This window comes from Acinetobacter sp. YH12064 (assembly GCF_013419735.1).
GTDB lineage: Bacteria > Pseudomonadota > Gammaproteobacteria > Pseudomonadales > Moraxellaceae > Acinetobacter > Acinetobacter amyesii.
This window is the reverse complement of the sequence record NZ_VOZP01000019.1, coordinates 60,086-77,622: the sequence shown is the minus strand read 5'-3', so window position 1 is coordinate 77,622 and position 17,537 is coordinate 60,086. Positions and strand designations below refer to the sequence as shown.

Annotated in this window: 16 protein-coding genes; 10 read left to right on the top strand and 6 right to left on the bottom strand. The window is 40.2% G+C overall.

All coding sequences use genetic code 11. From position 1 onward, the window contains the following. Window positions 1-12 precede the first annotated feature (12 nt). Window positions 13-720, top strand: coding sequence for a tRNA (N6-threonylcarbamoyladenosine(37)-N6)-methyltransferase TrmO (gene tsaA / locus FTU13_RS15695; protein WP_180128785.1), 708 nt, complete (start codon window positions 13-15; stop codon window positions 718-720). A gap of 47 nt (window positions 721-767) precedes the next feature. On the opposite strand, the gene FTU13_RS15690 is transcribed toward tsaA, so the two are convergent. Further along, on the bottom strand, window positions 768-1,754 hold the full coding sequence (locus tag FTU13_RS15690; protein WP_180107962.1) for a hypothetical protein: 987 nt from the start codon (window positions 1,752-1,754) through the stop codon (window positions 768-770). A gap of 326 nt (window positions 1,755-2,080) precedes the next feature. Between FTU13_RS15690 and FTU13_RS15685 the strand changes: the two genes are divergently transcribed. The 4 genes from FTU13_RS15685 to FTU13_RS15670 all read left to right on the top strand — a co-directional run bounded on the left by FTU13_RS15685 (window position 2,081) and on the right by FTU13_RS15670 (window position 6,429). Then, window positions 2,081-3,838, top strand: coding sequence for a GspE/PulE family protein (locus FTU13_RS15685; RefSeq protein ID WP_180010874.1), 1,758 nt, complete (start codon window positions 2,081-2,083; stop codon window positions 3,836-3,838). 104 nt (window positions 3,839-3,942) lie between these two features. Next, the gene (locus FTU13_RS15680) at window positions 3,943-4,305 is read left to right on the top strand and encodes a NirD/YgiW/YdeI family stress tolerance protein (RefSeq protein ID WP_180066629.1); all 363 of its coding nucleotides are present in this window, start codon (window positions 3,943-3,945) and stop codon (window positions 4,303-4,305) included. A gap of 131 nt (window positions 4,306-4,436) precedes the next feature. Beyond that, the gene (locus FTU13_RS15675; protein WP_180128784.1) at window positions 4,437-5,105 is read left to right on the top strand and encodes a response regulator transcription factor; all 669 of its coding nucleotides are present in this window, start codon (window positions 4,437-4,439) and stop codon (window positions 5,103-5,105) included. Between the two features lie 4 nt (window positions 5,106-5,109). After that, on the top strand, window positions 5,110-6,429 hold the full coding sequence (locus tag FTU13_RS15670; protein ID WP_180128783.1) for a HAMP domain-containing sensor histidine kinase: 1,320 nt from the start codon (window positions 5,110-5,112) through the stop codon (window positions 6,427-6,429). A 196-nt stretch (window positions 6,430-6,625) separates the two neighbouring features. Here FTU13_RS15670 and hemP read toward each other — a convergent pair whose 3' ends face one another. Further along, entirely contained in the window at window positions 6,626-6,796 is a 171-nt protein-coding gene (hemP, locus tag FTU13_RS15665; RefSeq protein WP_078189103.1) for a hemin uptake protein HemP, read from the bottom strand. A gap of 147 nt (window positions 6,797-6,943) precedes the next feature. Here hemP and FTU13_RS15660 point away from each other — a divergent pair, with 147 nt between their 5' ends. After that, the gene (locus tag FTU13_RS15660; RefSeq protein ID WP_180128782.1) at window positions 6,944-7,843 is read left to right on the top strand and encodes an NUDIX domain-containing protein; all 900 of its coding nucleotides are present in this window, start codon (window positions 6,944-6,946) and stop codon (window positions 7,841-7,843) included. A gap of 142 nt (window positions 7,844-7,985) precedes the next feature. On the opposite strand, the gene FTU13_RS15655 is transcribed toward FTU13_RS15660, so the two are convergent. Together FTU13_RS15655 and mrcB are read right to left on the bottom strand one after the other, a co-directional pair. Then, entirely contained in the window at window positions 7,986-8,468 is a 483-nt protein-coding gene (locus FTU13_RS15655; protein ID WP_180128798.1) for a tetratricopeptide repeat protein, read from the bottom strand. 76 nt (window positions 8,469-8,544) lie between these two features. Further along, complete coding sequence (mrcB, locus tag FTU13_RS15650) at window positions 8,545-10,938, bottom strand: penicillin-binding protein 1B (protein WP_180128780.1); 2,394 nt, start codon at window positions 10,936-10,938, stop codon at window positions 8,545-8,547. Window positions 10,939-11,090: 152 nt separating this feature from the next. Between mrcB and FTU13_RS15645 the strand changes: the two genes are divergently transcribed. Together FTU13_RS15645 and FTU13_RS15640 are read left to right on the top strand one after the other, a co-directional pair. Then, window positions 11,091-12,029 carry an NAD(+) kinase gene (locus tag FTU13_RS15645; RefSeq protein WP_078189100.1) on the top strand — a complete coding sequence of 313 codons (939 nt, stop codon included), beginning with the start codon at window positions 11,091-11,093 and terminating at the stop codon, window positions 12,027-12,029. 2 nt (window positions 12,030-12,031) lie between these two features. Continuing rightward, the gene (locus FTU13_RS15640) at window positions 12,032-12,298 is read left to right on the top strand and encodes a YeaC family protein (RefSeq protein WP_180161131.1); all 267 of its coding nucleotides are present in this window, start codon (window positions 12,032-12,034) and stop codon (window positions 12,296-12,298) included. Window positions 12,299-12,390: 92 nt separating this feature from the next. Here the strand turns inward: FTU13_RS15640 and FTU13_RS15635 are convergent, their stop codons facing one another. After that, entirely contained in the window at window positions 12,391-13,389 is a 999-nt protein-coding gene (locus FTU13_RS15635; protein ID WP_180128779.1) for a glycosyl transferase family protein, read from the bottom strand. Between the two features lie 408 nt (window positions 13,390-13,797). Between FTU13_RS15635 and FTU13_RS15630 the strand changes: the two genes are divergently transcribed. Together FTU13_RS15630 and FTU13_RS15625 are read left to right on the top strand one after the other, a co-directional pair. Further along, window positions 13,798-15,144, top strand: coding sequence for a dicarboxylate/amino acid:cation symporter (locus FTU13_RS15630; RefSeq protein WP_078194416.1), 1,347 nt, complete (start codon window positions 13,798-13,800; stop codon window positions 15,142-15,144). 170 nt (window positions 15,145-15,314) lie between these two features. Beyond that, window positions 15,315-16,457 carry an acyl-CoA dehydrogenase family protein gene (locus tag FTU13_RS15625; protein WP_180020843.1) on the top strand — a complete coding sequence of 381 codons (1,143 nt, stop codon included), beginning with the start codon at window positions 15,315-15,317 and terminating at the stop codon, window positions 16,455-16,457. A gap of 145 nt (window positions 16,458-16,602) precedes the next feature. Here the strand turns inward: FTU13_RS15625 and FTU13_RS15620 are convergent, their stop codons facing one another. Continuing rightward, window positions 16,603-17,133 carry a DJ-1/PfpI family protein gene (locus FTU13_RS15620; RefSeq protein WP_180128777.1) on the bottom strand — a complete coding sequence of 177 codons (531 nt, stop codon included), beginning with the start codon at window positions 17,131-17,133 and terminating at the stop codon, window positions 16,603-16,605. Window positions 17,134-17,537 lie beyond the last annotated feature (404 nt).

The following is a 17,537-nucleotide window of genomic DNA, read 5'->3' as shown; positions in this document are numbered from 1 at the left end:
GAAAAAGTGATTATGTCTGAGCTTAAAATGCCAATTATCGGGTATATGAAATCTCCCTACCGAGAAAAATTTGGTATTCCACGTCAGCCAAATTTGGTGCAGGTCGAATCTTATATTGAAATGGTGGAACCTTATAACGATTTATTGGCTTTTGAGGGGATTGAAGATTTTAGTCATCTTTGGCTGATTTGGCAGTTTCATGAAAATAAAAATGCAGATTCGACAAAATTTCGTCCGCAAGTTCGTCCACCTCGTTTAGGTGGTAATCAAAAAATCGGGGTATTTGCGACACGAAGTATGTACCGGCCGTCACCTATGGGCTTGTCGGTTGTGCAGCTCAAAGCGGTGAAAAAAGTCGGTAAATCGGTACGAGTCTATGTGGTCGGCAGTGATTTGTTAGATGGCACGCCAATTTTAGATATCAAACCGTATATTCAATATTCAGATGCAGTGATGGATGCGCAAAGTGGTTATGCGCAGGATGAGCCAGAAAGAAAATCTGTGATTTGGTCAGAGCACGCTGAGCAACAAAAACAGGTATTTTTGAATAATGGCAATTTAACCGAGCAATTAAAGGCTGAACTTGAGCAGGTATTGAGTTTAGATCCACGTCCGGCTTATCAACATGATGATGAACGTGTGTATGGCATGTTATTTGGTGGATTGAATGTAAAATTTCAGGTCTGTGATCTACAAATTCTGATTATTGAAATATCTTAATAAAAAAGGAGCTAATTTAGCTCCTTTTTTATAGCTTCAATGCTGATTTACGGTTTCATATTGTTTTGAATAAATGTACTAGCTGTATCGTTATACCAAGTACATAAATTATTTTGGCTTTCAATACGTTGAATGGCAAGTTTTCGATCTACATCAGTTAAAGTTGATGGAAGATTATCCTTTTCATTTTGGATTTCATCTGCAAGGCTGTACTGCAACCCATTAGCATGACGTTCTACTTCGTAATATTGTCCTTTATATTCTGCATAGCCATGGGTTGCATCTGCATCAGTTCCTTTAGAAGAATATAGGTACGCTACAGTATCTTTATAAGTTTTCTTAAAAATTCTGCTTTGAGCATTTTGACTATATTGCGCAGCATAATCATCAAAATATAGTTTCTCATCGCCATTGCTGTAAGCAAGCAGATTTTCTTGGTTATTAGAGTAGGTCAATTGCTGCATACAGTAAGCGCCTGCTGGGAATGTCAGGTCTTTAACACGGTTGTAATAGGTATTACGGACTGTGCCAAAGTTTACTGTAGGTTTATTGCTAAGATCCCATTGATGTTCAGGCTCAAGTGTGGCTAAGACATTTTTACCGCTTAAATCAATTTTTTTGTAGGTCGAAGTAAAGACTAAACCTGTGGAACCGATAGGTGAGTAGTGCTGATGAGTAAGTACTAAGTCCTTAAATGAGCCAGTACCAACCAAATAGCCATATTTAGAATCCTTGGGCCCAAAGTCTTGATAGATGCCATTTTGAGTGATGGTTAGATCATTATCCATTTCAAAATTATTTTGGTCGTAGATTTTTCCTTGATCAATCGTACCGACTGAATAATTCAACGTTAAAGCATCATCATTATAGCCACCATTAATTTCAAAAAATCCCCATTGCTGAAAATCTCTATTTTCTTCAGGTGTATTCGAATTATTATTTGCGGAAGACTCACTTGAACTTCCACCTCCGCCGCCACAGCCAATTAATGCCATTGCTGTAAGGATTGAAAGGCTCAGGCTTTTAAGTTGCATTGTTTTCCCTCTTTTTTTGATATACAAATATTTAATCAGGGGGATCTTATTGTAAAAATAATGTAATAAATGAAATTTTTATTTGAATAAATGTTAATAGGTTTATTTATTCTAATGAATCTGAGTCATTATTAAATTTAACTGCATTTGTTGCTATTGATGTCAGTATGAGCAGCCAAGCAACATGAATTGAGCAATAAATTCACGCTTTTAATCTTATACTAATGTTGTGTGATCTAGTTAATTACACACCTGCTGTGCCCAATTTATCTAATCCGATGTCAAAAACTTGCTATAGTGGTTTTATGTTTGGGGAACATAGAACAATGACTTTTAATTTTGAAATTGACACTTCTTGGTGTTTAGACCAATTACAAAAAGATGGACGTATTACTGAACGGGACAAAATACTGATTCAAACCACGCACCGTCAGCGTGAGCAGTTGAAATGGCATCCTTTACAATGGATTGCCAATTTTAATTTAGTCGATCAGAGTCATCCTCAGTCTACCTTAACATTGAATAGACTTTGCCAATGGTTGGCAGAAAAGTCTGGTGTACCGTTTTATATTATCGATCCTTTAAAAGCTGACGTGCCTGCACTGACTGCAATTATGTCGCAGGAATTTGCAGTACGAAATCGCATTTTAGCGGTGGAATTACAAAATGAGCATGTGCTGATTGCAACGGATCAACCTTATAAAAATGAATGGATTGCCAATTTAGAGAGAACAGTTTTACCACGGAAGATTCAGCGTGTATTGCTCAGTCCAGATCAACTACAGCGTTATTTGGTTGAATATTACCAAGTGAGTCGCGCAGTCAGTAATTCGCAAAAATCATCGAGTTATGACCGTGAAAATAAAGGCGTTGAAGCACTATTACAATTAGGTGATACACAAAATCCAGATGCCAATGATCAGCATATTGTGAAGCTTGTGGATTGGGTCTTACAGTTTGCCTTTGAACAAGGTGCAAGTGATATTCACCTCGAGCCGCGTAAAGATACTGGAAAGGTGCGTTTTCGTATCGATGGGGTATTGCATACCATCTACAACATGCCAGCAAATACGCTGACAGCGGTGGTTTCACGAATTAAGATCTTAGGTCGGATGAATGTGGCTGAAAAACGTAAGCCGCAAGATGGACGTTTAAAAACCCGTACACCCAAAGGCCAAGAAACAGAGCTACGTTTATCGACGTTGCCAACAGCCTTTGGTGAAAAGTTGGTTATGCGTATTTTTGACCCTGAAGTCTTGGTACGTAGTTTCCAACAACTCGGTTTTGAAGGGCGTCTGTTAGATGATTGGAAGGCCTTAACCAGTCATAGTCACGGTATTATTTTAGTGACCGGTCCGACGGGTTCGGGTAAAACCACCACGCTTTATTCATCACTCAAACAATTGGCAACCGAAGAAGTGAATGTCTGCACCATTGAAGACCCGATTGAGATGTTAGAGCCAAGTTTTAACCAAATGCAGGTGAATACAGGGATTGATCTAGGCTTTGCCGATGGTGTACGGGCTTTAATGCGTCAAGACCCTGACATTATCATGGTCGGGGAGATCCGAGATCATGATACGGCAAATATGGCGATCCAAGCTGCATTAACAGGTCATTTGGTGCTTTCAACTTTACATACCAATGATGCACCATCGAGTTTGACGCGATTACATGATTTGGGTATTCAGCCTTTTTTAACCGCAGCGACCATATTAGGGGTTTTGGCACAACGTCTAGTTCGTCAACTGTGTCCACATTGTAAGCGTGAGACTTTTATCAATGAACAAGAGTGGAAACATCTGACCTTTGATTATGCGATTCAAATGCCTGATTTCGTCTACGAGGCGGTGGGCTGTGATGAATGCCGTCAAACGGGTTATAAAGGCCGTGTGGGAATTTATGAATTTATGCCACTCAGTATTGAAACCAAGCAATTGATTGGTGCCAATGCAGATCTAACCCAACTACGTACACAGGCACGTAAAGAGCATGTCGAGCCATTACGAATTGCAGGTGCGCGTAAAGTACTTGCAGGGGTGACGACTTTAGAGGAAGTCCTGCGTGTCGTACCGCTCAACTAATGGTTCGATCAAATAAATAAAAACGTCTTTGCATCTTAAGATTCGACTCATCTTGCTTTGTTTAAATAGCGCTATCGAAATAGACAAAGTAAGAGAGACCGAAGATGACAACATTCACTCAATTGGTATGTGGTTTAGCATTTGCAGGTGTGGCATCAGTGGCAGTTGCGAATACAGCAGTCAATCAGGCTGCAGTTGCACCGATGAAAACCACATCGGTGAAACATGCCTTAGGCTTAAAAGATGATAGTAAAGTTCAATTGAAAGGTTATGTTGTGAAATCGATGGGCGATGAAAAATATCAGTTCCGCGATAGCACAGGCAGCATTACAGTGGATATTGATGATGAACTTTGGCAAGGCAAAGCGATTTCAGCTAAAACACCGGTAACGCTCATTGGAGAAATCGATATTGATTACAAACCGACGAAACGCGTTGAAGTTGATGTCGATCAAGTAAAATTTTAATTTAGCCTGTTATTCATTTCAGTGCTGCTCCATAAAAAACCACGGCTTGCTGTGGTTTTTTTATGATATGAGTAGATATGAGCAAAAGTTCGATACACTGAAGTCGGAACCATAGAAATAGGGTAGGTAAGATGCGAATTTTATTGGCAGAAGATGATACATCCCAAGCCGACAGTATAAAAACATGGCTTGAAATGGATGGCTACAGTGTCGATTGGGTTGATCGCGGCGATCACGCTATTTTGGCTTTAGAACAACATCAATATGACTGCATACTTTTAGATCGTGGCTTACCAAAAGTAACTGGTGATGAAATTTTAAAACGTATCGTACAGTTGCATCCGCTTACACCAGTTTTATTTATTACTGCTCGGGACAGTATTGCAGATCGTGTTGAAGGTTTAGATCTGGGAGCCCATGATTATTTGGTGAAACCCTTTAGCTTAGAAGAGTTGTCAGCAAGGGTACGTGCCCAATTACGCTTGCATCATCAGCAGCGTGATAATTGTTTGACTTTTGGTGATTTATGTTTAGATGTACAAGCCAAAATGCTGCGTAAAAATACGGAATTGATTACGCTGACATCGCGTGAGTATCAAATCTTGCATAAGATGATGTTAAATCCTGAGCATATTATGACGCGTAGCCAACTCGAAGAATCACTCTATGCTTGGGGCGATGAAGTGGAAAGTAATGCGATCGAAGTTTTTATTTACCAATTGCGTAAGAAGATTGGCAGTGATTACATTAAAACCTTAAGAGGGTTGGGTTATCGCATGAATCTTCCGCAACAAAGCTAAGTCTATGAGTGATAAAAAAAGCATTTCTTTACAGTCGCAACTGATTAAAACCTCACTGCTCAGTGCAATTTGGGCGGGAGCAATCTCTCTGTGTCTGATGTTGGGATTTGGTCTTTATCACATCATGAATGTACATGATGCCCTGATGGACGAAGTGGCAGATATGCTTACTGCTACTGATCTCACGCTGAAGCAAGACGAACAAATAGATGAGCTGAGTGAAGAGTTTGATATGCAATATCAACTCATACAAGGGTCGCAAGTCTTAACCACATCGGAACAACACACAGCATTTGAACATCAGCCCAATTTAAAACAGGGGCTACATTATCAATGGAGAGACGGAGCGCTTTGGCGTAGCTATGCACTTCAGGACGATGGATTAACCGTACAAATCATTCAACCGATGAAAACACGGCTCAGAGAAACGCTGCAAAGCGTACTAGGCTATGCAGGGATTTTGTTGATAGTTTGGTTGATCCAATGGCTATTACTACATATTTTGATTAAACGTCAATTGAAAGTTTTACATCTATTTTCCAAACAAATCGCTGAAAAAAATGTAGATGACTTACAAGCCATCGTCTTACCTGAACCTGTATTGCAAGAACTAGAGCCGATCCAAACACAGCTGAATTTTTTATTAAACCGATTGGATCAAGCCTTGGAGGCGGAACAACGCTTTACCTCCGATGCCTCACATGAATTACGCTCACCGCTGTCTGCGATTCAAATGCGACTTCAGGTATTAAAACGAAAATATCCCGACATTCAGCAGGATTTATTGAGCATACAGCACGATGTTAATCGAGGAACACGCGTGTTGGAAAATCTACTAATTTTGGCACGGCTCGACCCGACGCAATCGGAGCAATTAGATAAAAAACAAGACGACTTAGAACAGCTGAGTTTACAAGTCCTTGACGCTTTACAGCCTTTTATTGAAGAAAAGCAGATCGAATTGAAGCTACAGACCCAGTCTGTACAGTTTGAGATGAACGCAGAGTTGATGTTTAGCTGTCTACGCAATTTAGTCGATAACGCTATTCGCTATAGTCCTACGCAAGGACAGGTAAAGATTGATTTAACGGTAACAGCACAGCAGGCGGTTTGGACGATTGAAAATCAAGGTGCGGGACTGACAGTCGCAGAATTGCAACGCATTGGCGAGCGATTTTACCGTGTATTGGGAACGAAGACGCAAGGTTCAGGTTTAGGTATTTCAATTGCCCAAAAAATTGTACAGTTACATCAAGGCCATTTAAATGTGGATGCATCTGAACTGGGTGGCTTAAAGGTACAACTCACTTTTCCAATCCGTTAAAAACACGATTTGCTCTAAGGAATTTAGCGAAAGAGTGTTGTGAGAGGAAGATGAGTGTTGCGATTTAAATTAAATTTGAGTAGCTATAAAGCTTAATTTAACTAAGTACAAAACTTAAAAAGCAGTAAGCGAATGGCTTACTGCTTGTGTCCACGATTATTTTTATTGCGCTGATAATTATTATTTTTATCAGAAATTATTTGGTCAAAATAAGGCGATTATTTCGTGTTAAACGTAGTCGATATTCTTCACCTGCATGCATAATGCGAATTTCACGTCCTAAAGCAAAAAGGTTGTTTGAATGTAGCATTGGCAGTGAGTGGTGTGCTTCATTGCTACGAGTAAAAAGGCTAAATGGTGCGTTCATTCCGTCGACTCCGTGGTGTATTTCTGAATGTTTTAAATGATAATCATTATCGAATAGGCCTGTCAACGGTAATTTTAGGATTTTATAAAAAAGATAAATTTGCTTACACTTGGATATCAATTGGAACAGAGTAGAGAGCAGGGAACTATGTCGAAACCGCAAATCGATGTCGCCATTGCGATTTTATTGCATCAAGACAAAGTACTGGTGGGTTGGCGTGAAGCAAAACAACATCAGGGCAATAAACATGAGTTTCCGGGTGGTAAAGTCGAGCAGGGTGAAAGTCCTGAACAAGCGTGTCGTCGTGAAATTTTTGAAGAGGTTGGAATTGGTTTACATGACTGGCATGCTTTTGATTTTATTCAGCATGAATATGATGATGTTGTTGTGAAATTACATTTATTTCATGCCACCGTCCCGCATGCGTTGCTGAATGAAATCCAAAAGCCATGGGCCTGGTATTCGCGTCAACAACTTATGAGTTTGAATTTTCCAAAGGCCAATCAAGCTATTTTGCAGCGCTTATATTGGCAGCAACAGATCAAAATCACCGCCGATCTACCAACATTTGAAACGCTTCAAGAGATGTTGTTGTATTATTGGCGAGTCGATGCCAGTGCAGAAAATGCAGCGGCATTAAATCAATTACCTACCGTGATTTTAAAGCAATTGATAATTAATGAAGATCTATGGTCTTTACTCTCTACAGAGGTTCAAGCACATATTTCGGCTTTACATCTTAAGCAGCACCAATTGCTGAAAAAAAATAAAGGTGATTTACAGCTTGGGAAGCGCTATATCGCCGCTTGTCATGATCAAGTTTCTGCACTGCATGCGCAAAAAATTGGCTGTGATGCTATTTTTATGAGCCCAGTTCTGGCGACACAAAGTCATCCAGAGGCGCAAGGTATGGGATGGGCGCATTTTTCTGAGATTGCACTAAATATAGAAATCCCTGTTTTTGCTTTAGGTGGGATGCGTCCTGAATTGTTGCCTATTGCAAAGCAACATCATGCGTATGGGGTGGCGGGTATTCGCAATTTTTAAATTAAAGTATGTATTGGATTAAGTTTGGATTTGAAAGTCGATATTTTAGACTTAAAGTAACTATTTTAAATAAGCTTACTTTTAGTATGTAAAGAGTAAAAAAAGCCTGATCTCAATTAAGATCAGGCTTTTTTATGGGGGCTTAAAGAGCTTTGATGGCTTGTTGGGCTTTTTGAATGGTGCTGCTTTTCTTTTGCATTTGACCGGCTTTTAAAACAACATTCCAAAGCTGTTGTTTCATCGGCTTGGTTTGAGCATAGCTTAATCCACGCAGTGCCAACGATTCTGCATTCGCAGGTTGATTTTTTCGATTGGCGATCATTGCCAAATATAAAAAAGTTTCCGCAGATTGTGGTGCCAAACGCTGTGCTTGAGTTGCCGCACTTTCAGCTTCATTCCATTTTCCCTTGGCATAAGCGGTTTGCGTAGTTTGCATCAATTTTTTGAATGCAGGTAAGTCACGACCATCATCAAACTTTTGAATTTGGGTTTTCTGCTCAGGAATAACGATACGTTGACGCTTAATTTCTGGATGGTCATATGGAGTAATAATGACCCCAGAAGGGTCACGGATATCTGCCTTTTTTTCAGGTGCAGCAGGCGGCTTTTGCTCAGGTTCGATCATGGTTTGGCAACCTGCCAAAATAATCGTCAAAACGCTCAGAATACTGAACGTTTTTAAAACTTTAATGTTGTGCAGTTTAATTTGAATACTCTCCACTTGAGATGATGCGAGGTTGATCAGATGAACCCTGATCATTATCGACATCACTTTCACGAATGTAGTCACCTAAACTATCATTTTGCTCCTGAGTTGGCTGCGTCTCTTCAGTATCAACTGTGTAAGGTTCTACTTCATATTGTGTCGAACCACATGCCGTAGCTTGATTTGGAATGGAGTTGCGCGAAAGAGGAATATACATCGCACCTGTACAATGCTGCGCAGATAAATTACCTGAATAACGGTCTAACCAATGCCACTGTACGCTGTCTGGTTGACGTAAATTAACTGGTTTTTGACGTAACTGCTTCATCACATTGGTCCAAACAGGAAGTGCTCCTGACGAACCAGTTAAACCTGTAACTTTGTTGTTGTCTAAACCTAACCAAACCACACTTAAGTAATTACCTGAATAACCTGCAAACCATGAGTCACGCGTATCATTGGTTGTCCCTGATTTACCTGCAAGTTTAAGTGAAGCGGGTAATGATGCATAAGCAGAACGGCCTGTCCCTGAACTCATGACTTGTTGTAAACCATAGTTCAAGATAAAGGCTGCATCAGGTGCAATAGTCGGTTGTACCGTTAAGCTATAACGATCTAATAAACGACCATTGGCATCGACCACTGAACGAATAGCTTTCACTGGATATTTGAAGCCACCGGTTGCAAAGTTGCCATAGACACTCATCACTTCCATCGGTGACATATCGATAGCACCGAGGTAAATCGAAGGGTAATTTGGAATATTAGACGTCACACCAAACTTTTTCAAATGGTTAATAAAAGTCGACATACCGAACTCTTGACCTAAGCGTACCGCAGAGAGGTTATAAGAGTTTGATAGGGCATCGACCATTGGTACGACACCATGTGCACCACCACTATAGTTTTTCGGTGTCCAAGCTTTGCCATCACTTTGAATGCTGATAGGGCTGTCTTCGATTTGACTCGCCCAGTTATAGCGGTTGGATTCTATCGCACTGAGGTAAATCACAGGTTTTAGCAATGAACCAACTTGACGTTTAGCATCCATCGTACGGTTAAAGCCGGTAAAATCCTGCGTTGAACCGACTGCTGAAACCAATTCACCATTTTCAGGATGAGACACCAGTACCGCGCCTTGTAATTCTTTCAAGCGTGCTGGATTGGCATTACTTAAACGTGCCACAGATTCTTTAAATGCAGTTTGTACACGAGTTTGAGCAATCGGGTCCATCGCGGTGAAAATACGCAGACCTTGATTGGTCAAATCGCTTTCTTGGTATTCAGTACGCAGTTGACGACGCACGATATCCATATAGTCTGGGAAGCGAGAAGGGCCCAATGTTGGTTTTGTAATGACATTTAATGGACGTGCTGACTCAGTTTCATATTGTTCCTGAGTTAAATAGCCCATCACCACCATATTGTTTAACACAATATTACGGCGTTTAATCGCACCTTCAGGATTTTTCCACGGATTAAATAGGGTTGGACCTTGAACCAAACCAACTAAATAAGCCTGCTGAGCAATATTTAGTTCGCGTAGGGGTAAACCAAAATAGAATTGTGAGGCTAAACCATAACCATTGATGGAATAATTACCGTTTTGACCTAAGTTCACTTCATTTAAATAAGCTTCAAGAATTTCATCTTTGTCATAGTGGAGTTCAATCAGCATCGCCATTAAGGCTTCGTTGGCCTTACGTTTAATGGTTTTTTCAGGCGATAAATAGAAATTTTTCACCAATTGTTGAGTGAGGGTCGAACCACCTTGACGTTTACCACCGGTGACATTACTTACGATGGCACGTGCTGTACCACGAATGGAAATACCATGATGCTGATAGAAATTACGGTCTTCTGTAGCAATTAAAGCTTGGATTAAAGACTTAGGTACTTTATCAAGTTTAATCAGCACACGGTCTTCATTGTGCTGAGGATAAATACCACCAATTAACATCGGCTCTAAACGGGCAATACCACTACTTGATGGCTTAGTCGCACTTACCTCAGTGATTTGATCTTCACCAAAGGTCACTTTAAGGACTTGTTCAGGGTCGACACTATCACCAAAGTCAAAACCACGCGTATGGATATAGGTCACATTGCCAGAAGTAACGTAACTTCCCGTTTTCGCATAGCTGTCTTGAGCGTTATAGCCCAAAAGTTTCAGTTCTTGGTTGAGGTCTGCTTGGCTTACAGGCGCATTGGTATAAATTTCTAAAGGACGAGCAAATACCTTGGCTGGAATATCCCAACGTTGACCTTCGAATTTGTCCCGTACAATATTATCTAGACGAATAAGATAAATGCTGAACACGAGAAATCCGCCGATAATCAACAGCGAAAAAATCAGTGCAATTATGCCTATGCCACGTTCAGACTTCATAAATAGTGATAAGACCCTGAGAAATTTTGCTAATCATGCGAAGCTTTTCAGTATTTTGCAATATTTAAACTGTTATATGTATGCAAAATATTGGAAGCTACTTCACTAAAGTCGAAACTTTAAAGTTTTTTTAAATCATTTCTGTTAGTGATATGATACCAATGAGGCGAAGCGGAGCAAAAGCGCAGGTGCAAATTTCACATAAATCATTTCGAAACATTGGGTTGATTGGTCGTCCAGACAAATCATCAGTGATCGAAACCCTATGTTTGATCCACGATCATATTTTGAGTTTGGGATTACATCCTGTATTTGATACGCAAACAGCGCAGCTGGTTCCCTACAATAATACTCAGACGGTCAGCCGTAATTTATTGGGTGAAGTTGTCGATTTGGTGATCGTTGTCGGCGGTGATGGTTCATTGCTTCATGCCGCACGTGCCTTGGTGAAATACAATACCCCTGTGATTGGGGTGAACCGTGGTCGTTTGGGCTTCCTGACCGATATCAAACCGACAGAAGTGATTTTCAAGTTAGATCAAGTGCTCAAAGGTGAGTTTCAGCTAGACCGACGTTTCTTGCTGGAAATGGAAATTCGCTCGAAAGGTGAGTCGATTTATGATGCTGTGGCTTTAAATGATATTGTGCTGCATTCAGGTAAATCGGTACATATGATCGACTTTGAACTGAATATCGATGGCCAATATGTGTACCGCCAACACAGTGATGGTTTAATTGTTTCGACACCAACCGGCTCTACAGCTTATGCATTATCTGGTGGTGGTCCGATTGTCCACCCAAGTATGGATGCGATTGCCTTAGTACCAATGCATCCACATACTTTGTCGTCACGGCCGATTGTCGTAGGTGGACAAAGCGAAATTAAAATTTTGATTCGTGAAAATCGTGTTCTACCAATGGTCAGTGCCGATGGTCAACACAGTGTATCATTGGGTGTAGGCGATAGTTTACATATCCGCAAACATCCATTTAAGCTCAACTTATTACATCCACCTGGTTATGACTTCTATATGGCATGTCGTACCAAGCTAGGCTGGAACCAAGATTTTGATTCATTAAAGCAGGATTAATTATGAATATTGAACAGATGCTTGCCATACTCGATCCTGAAATTGTTGGTCGATTAAAAACGGCAATTGAAATTGGTAAATGGCCAAATGGTGTAGCGCTGACTCAAGAACAACGTCAAATTTGTATGCAAGCGGTTTATGCATGGGAAATTAAACATTTGCCAGAAGATGAGCGTAGTGGTTATATCGACCGCGGGACCAAAGAAGAAGATGAGCATTGCGACTCACATGTGGAAGAACCTGAGTTCAAGCCGATTCGTTTCGTTTAATCCTTTTTCTTTCTGATTGAAAAAGCCAGCTTAATGCTGGCTTTTTTTATTAGCTGATGCATACCTAAATTTGTTGCTTCATATCTGCTTATTTAAGCGTGACGATTTGCCCACATGGTTTTGGCAGTTTGCATTGCTTCATCAAAACTTGCGATGGCACCCATGGTATACAGTGCGATTCCCATGGTTTCGGTGACCGCGATTTCACCATATTCATGTGCCTGCTGACCGTCCCACACGGCTTTAAAAACGGCCAAATCAAGTTCTTCTTCGACTGGACTACGGTTGTCCGTCAGTTTAGGCAACTCATGTTCATACATTTCACCATCCTTGATACCACAAATTAAGGTTTTTGCATCGGGGTTACGTTCGAATTCACCACCTTCACCCTTAATGACAGCACTATTTTGATAACCCAATTGAAATGCCGCACGTTGGTGTGATCCACGATAGGCTGGATGGAAAATAGCTTGCATGGTGGCTTTGGCATTAAATGGATTTATCAGACGCGCAAGGGTGTGAATTGGGGAACGTAAACCCATCACATTGCGCAGTGAAATTAAATCACTGAGTATTGGTGAAATGACGTCGAGCGGAATATAAGCAAAATGACGTTGTATTAGTTGCTGTTCCACATCTGTATCATTTTGGCAAATAGGAAAACCCAAATACTCTAATACTTGTTCTGTATAAAGGCGGTTAATGGTATGACCTGAAGCGCCATGCATTACGACATTGTGGCCGTGTTTTGCTAGCGTTAATGCGGCCAATAAAAACCAAGGATAATGTTTGCGTTTACCTGCATAAGATGACCAATCTAAATCGACATCAAGTTTTTTAAACTTGAGCTGATCACGTGTGGCTTGGACAAAGCCAGTGAGTTCATCAACTGATTCTTCTTTTACACGCAATAACATCAAGAAAGCGCCCAATTGAACGTCTAAAACCTCATCTTTTAAGATCATGCTGAACGCTTGGTAGGCTTCATCATAAGTGAGCGAACGTGCGCCATTTTTACCTTTACCCACGATACGGACAAATTGCGCAAAAGGATGTTCAAAATCTTTGTAAATATTTCGTTTATTGTTCATGCAAATACTGGGCTTAAAATTAGGACTTAAGGATAGTTTACTTCTATAGTTGGTATTTTTCAGCCTGATAATGAGCGTAAAAAATGCAGTCTTTAGACTATAGTCTAATGATCTCGGTCTATTATTTAACCGAAATTAACATTTGTGGCAGAACAAGCCATTAAAAAACAGGTAAAATTTAACCTACTTTAGTATGTGTTTCATCTCCTGATCAATGTGCTGATTCTATATCAGGTCCTGATGTGATTATTTAATCACCATACATATTTCGTTTTTCTGTATTTGGCTAAGTCAAATACCTTTGGTGCTCTTTTGTCGAAGACAAAGGGGTTTTGGGCTGTTTATTTTTTGAAAATAGACAAAAACTGAATATTTCTTTGAAGCAGAAATATATCGTGAAGTAATGTCATGGCTAAAAAACCAATTTATAAGTCACTATATTTTCAAGTGATCGTTGCCATTATTGCGGGTGTATTGGTGGGTCATTTCTCACCAAGTGGTACGCAAATCATCAATGGTACCGAGCAATACGTAAAAGGCTGGGGTGAGTTGTTCTATCCACTAGGACAAGGTTTCATTAAGCTAATTAAAATGATTATTGCACCTGTGATTTTCTGTACCGTGGTAAGTGGTATTGCAGGTATGGAAAGCATGAAATCTGTGGGTAAGACAGGTGGGGTCGCTTTACTATACTTCGAAATCGTTTCGACCATCGCACTCATTATTGGTCTTGCAGTGATTAATATTGCAAAACCTGGTGTAGGCATGAACGTCGATCCAGCATCTTTAGATACTGCAGGTATTTCTAAATATGTTGAATCTGGTGCAGCACAATCTACCCAAGAATTTTTTATGAATATCATCCCAAACACCGTTGTTGGTGCGTTTGCTGAGGGTGAAATTCTTCAAGTTCTATTATTTGCCTTATTATTTGGTTTTGCTTTGCATAAACTTGGTGATGCAGGTAAGCCTGTATTGAAGTTTATTGATCAAATTGCACATGTATTCTTTAACATTGTAAACATGATCATGAAGCTTGCACCAATTGGTGCTTTCGGTGCGATGGCTTATACCATTGGTAAATATGGTATTGGTAGTTTGGCGCAATTGGGACAATTGATCATCTGCTTCTATATCACATGTTTGCTGTTTATTTTCATTATACTTGGCTCAATTGCACGTATTTGCGGTTTCAGTATTTTGAAAATGATTCGCATGATTCGCGAAGAGTTACTGATCGTACTGGGTACGTCATCTTCAGAGTCTGTACTGCCACGTATGTTGAAAAAACTTGAACTTGCTGGCGCAGAAAAATCTGTAGTGGGTCTTGTTATTCCAACAGGTTATTCATTTAACCTAGATGGTACGTCTATTTACCTAACCATGGCAGCAATCTTTATTGCACAAGCGACCAATACACCGCTTGATATTTCGCATCAGATCACATTGTTATTGGTTCTACTCATTTCATCTAAGGGTGCTGCGGGTGTGACGGGTTCAGGCTTTATTGTGATGGCTGCAACATTGTCTGCTGTGGGGCATATTCCTGTTGCAGGTTTGGCATTAATTCTTGGTATTGACCGTTTCATGTCAGAAGCACGTGCATTAACCAACCTTGTAGGTAACTCATTGGCAACGATTGTGGTTGCGAAATGGGTGGGTCAATTAGACAAAGAAAAACTAGATTTTGCTTTAGCAAATCCTGAAGAAATTGATCGTCAGATGCAAGAAGAAGGCAACGCACATCATGCCTAAGGATGATGCTGTGATGTAAAAGATGTAATTAAAAAGGAAGCTTCGGCTTCCTTTTTTTATGTAAGCCCAAAGCCAAATTTGAACGCTTTAGTTTTTAGGCATGACGGCTGTTCTAAACTGCAATAGGATGAAGCTCAACAAAACAACAAACTCAACCAAGGAAGAAACACATGCTAGCTTATGATGCAGACTTAGAATTATTTCGAGATAACTTTCGCCGCTTTATGGCAGAGCATGTCGCACCACATTATGAGCAATGGGAACGTGAAGGCATTATGCCGCGTTCAGTATGGAATGCTTTGGGTGAAAATGGCTTTTTATGTGTGGATGTGCCTGAAGAATATGGCGGCTATGGGGTTCCAACGCATTATTCACTGATGCTAGTTGAAGAGTCTGCACGCGCAGGTTTTAGTGCATTATCGACAGGTATTTCATGCCATTCTGAAATTGCAGCGCCTTATATTTTGCACATTGGTTCAGAAGAACAAAAACAATATTGGTTACCGAAAATGGTCACAGGTGAGGTGGTCGGTGCTATTGGTATGACAGAGCCGGGAGCAGGTTCGGACTTGCAGTCTATGCGCAGTAGTGCAATTTTGCAGGGCGATCATTATCTGCTCAATGGCTCGAAAACTTTTATTTCAAATGGTCAACATGCAGACCTTGTGGTATTGGCTGCAAAAACTGATCCACAAGCACGTGCCAAAGGTGTGTCATTACTTTTAGTCGATACACATTTGGATGGATTTAAGAAAGGTACCAACCTCGACAAAATTGGTCTGCATGCGCAAGACACTTCAGAGTTGTTTTATGACAACGTCAAAGTGCCAAAAGAGCAACTTTTGGGTCAAGCTGGACAAGGCTTTGCTTACTTGATGCAAGAGTTACCGCGTGAACGTACCGCAATTGCCTCGACTGCAATTGGTGCGATTCGCGGTTCCATTGATGTGGCAACGCAGTATGTTAAAGAGCGACAAGCGTTCGGACAGGCGATCGGACAGTTCCAAAATACTCGTTTTGTCTTGGCACAGGCTAAGATTGACGAATTGGCTACAGCGGCATTTTATAATCAAAATGTTGAACTTTATATGCAAGGCAAACTTGATGTTGAAACTGCAGCAGCACTCAAGAGCTTTTCTACCGATATGCAAATGAAAGTGGCCCATAATCTACTTCAATTATTTGGTGGCTATGGTTATATGACCGAATATCCAATTTCACGTTTCTTTGTCGATGCACGTATTCAGCAAATCTACGGTGGCACCAATGAAATTATGAAAGAAATCGTGGCACGAAGTATTTTAGGTCGATAAACAATTTATCAGGCTGAAATTAAAATAGCGAAGTGAAGACTTCGCTATTTTTTTTAGGATGTATTTCTATAGAGACGATGTATTTCTACAGATTTGCGTGTTTGAATTAGATTGTGTGTTTAATTTTGCGTGAATATTTTGAAACCTATGATAATGACGGTTGCCCCAAAACTTGCAGACAGACTTCAATAAATTCAGGTGTATCTAAAGTACTGCGAGACGATATATATAGGTTATTATCGTTCACGACCGATTGATCCGACACCACCACACCTGCGTTTAGTAAAGCAGATTTCAGCGTTTCAGATTGGGCGAAATGGCGACCTTGTATGACACCAGCTTCTAATAACAACTGTGGACCATGGCAACTGCTCAAAATCGGCTTTTGGCTATTTGCAAAATTACGTACAAAATAGATAAAACGGTCATCTAAAGCCAGTTTCTCGGGGGAATAACCGCCGGGAATAAATAAGGCATCAAAATCATGTACAGAGGCGTCGTCGATACTCTGGTCAATGGTGATCTGGGAACGGCGTTTAATACCGTAAACGATTTTTCCAACCTGATCTTCGATATTGATAATGCTGTGCCGAGCGGCTCGAAAGGCCTCCACAGGCTCAAGGTACTCAATATCTTCAAAATCGTAGGTCACTAACACTGCAATTTTCTTGTGCATACTTGTACCTATGGGTCTGTTATTTTTTTTCTGATATTTAGACTACAAAGCAACGAAAAAAATTACCTGTGTCTTTTGTAATAAATGCGTCAATGACTGTAAACACTAGATGAAAGAGCCTATTAAGTCACTGAAAAAACGATCAATGACCAAGTGTTTATATAGATCATCTTTAAGTTTCAAATTATTTCTATGCCATGAAAACCAAGTTTAGAATTTTTTATTTTGCTACAGGTATTGAGAGCAAAATTTAAAACTGCAATGACCAATGAAATAAACTGATTGATGGGCTTATAAGAGGATGGATCTGATGCAAATTTGGAGGAAAAGAGAAGGCCTATTTATTGTGCTGCTCAAGATGAATGATCAATAAAGCCGTCAAAAGGTAAGATTTGCCTCAATTA

Bases quoted from the DNA above. Each gene is read 5' to 3' on its own strand.
- FTU13_RS15630 (WP_078194416.1), top strand. From the start codon at position 13,798: ATGGCTAAAAAACCAATTTATAAGTCACTATATTTTCAAGTGATCGTT.
- FTU13_RS15645 (WP_078189100.1), top strand. From the start codon at position 11,091: ATGATACCAATGAGGCGAAGCGGAGCAAAAGCGCAGGTGCAAATTTCA.
- FTU13_RS15685 (WP_180010874.1), top strand. From the start codon at position 2,081: ATGACTTTTAATTTTGAAATTGACACTTCTTGGTGTTTAGACCAATTA.
- FTU13_RS15690 (WP_180107962.1), bottom strand. From the start codon at position 1,754: ATGCAACTTAAAAGCCTGAGCCTTTCAATCCTTACAGCAATGGCATTA.
- FTU13_RS15625 (WP_180020843.1), top strand. From the start codon at position 15,315: ATGCTAGCTTATGATGCAGACTTAGAATTATTTCGAGATAACTTTCGC.
- FTU13_RS15655 (WP_180128798.1), bottom strand. From the start codon at position 8,468: ATGATCGAACCTGAGCAAAAGCCGCCTGCTGCACCTGAAAAAAAGGCA.
- FTU13_RS15670 (WP_180128783.1), top strand. From the start codon at position 5,110: ATGAGTGATAAAAAAAGCATTTCTTTACAGTCGCAACTGATTAAAACC.
- FTU13_RS15635 (WP_180128779.1), bottom strand. From the start codon at position 13,389: ATGAACAATAAACGAAATATTTACAAAGATTTTGAACATCCTTTTGCG.
- FTU13_RS15640 (WP_180161131.1), top strand. From the start codon at position 12,032: ATGAATATTGAACAGATGCTTGCCATACTCGATCCTGAAATTGTTGGT.
- hemP (WP_078189103.1), bottom strand. From the start codon at position 6,796: ATGAACGCACCATTTAGCCTTTTTACTCGTAGCAATGAAGCACACCAC.
- FTU13_RS15660 (WP_180128782.1), top strand. From the start codon at position 6,944: ATGTCGAAACCGCAAATCGATGTCGCCATTGCGATTTTATTGCATCAA.
- mrcB (WP_180128780.1), bottom strand. From the start codon at position 10,938: ATGAAGTCTGAACGTGGCATAGGCATAATTGCACTGATTTTTTCGCTG.
- tsaA (WP_180128785.1), top strand. From the start codon at position 13: ATGTCTGAGCTTAAAATGCCAATTATCGGGTATATGAAATCTCCCTAC.
- FTU13_RS15620 (WP_180128777.1), bottom strand. From the start codon at position 17,133: ATGCACAAGAAAATTGCAGTGTTAGTGACCTACGATTTTGAAGATATT.
- FTU13_RS15680 (WP_180066629.1), top strand. From the start codon at position 3,943: ATGACAACATTCACTCAATTGGTATGTGGTTTAGCATTTGCAGGTGTG.
- FTU13_RS15675 (WP_180128784.1), top strand. From the start codon at position 4,437: ATGCGAATTTTATTGGCAGAAGATGATACATCCCAAGCCGACAGTATA.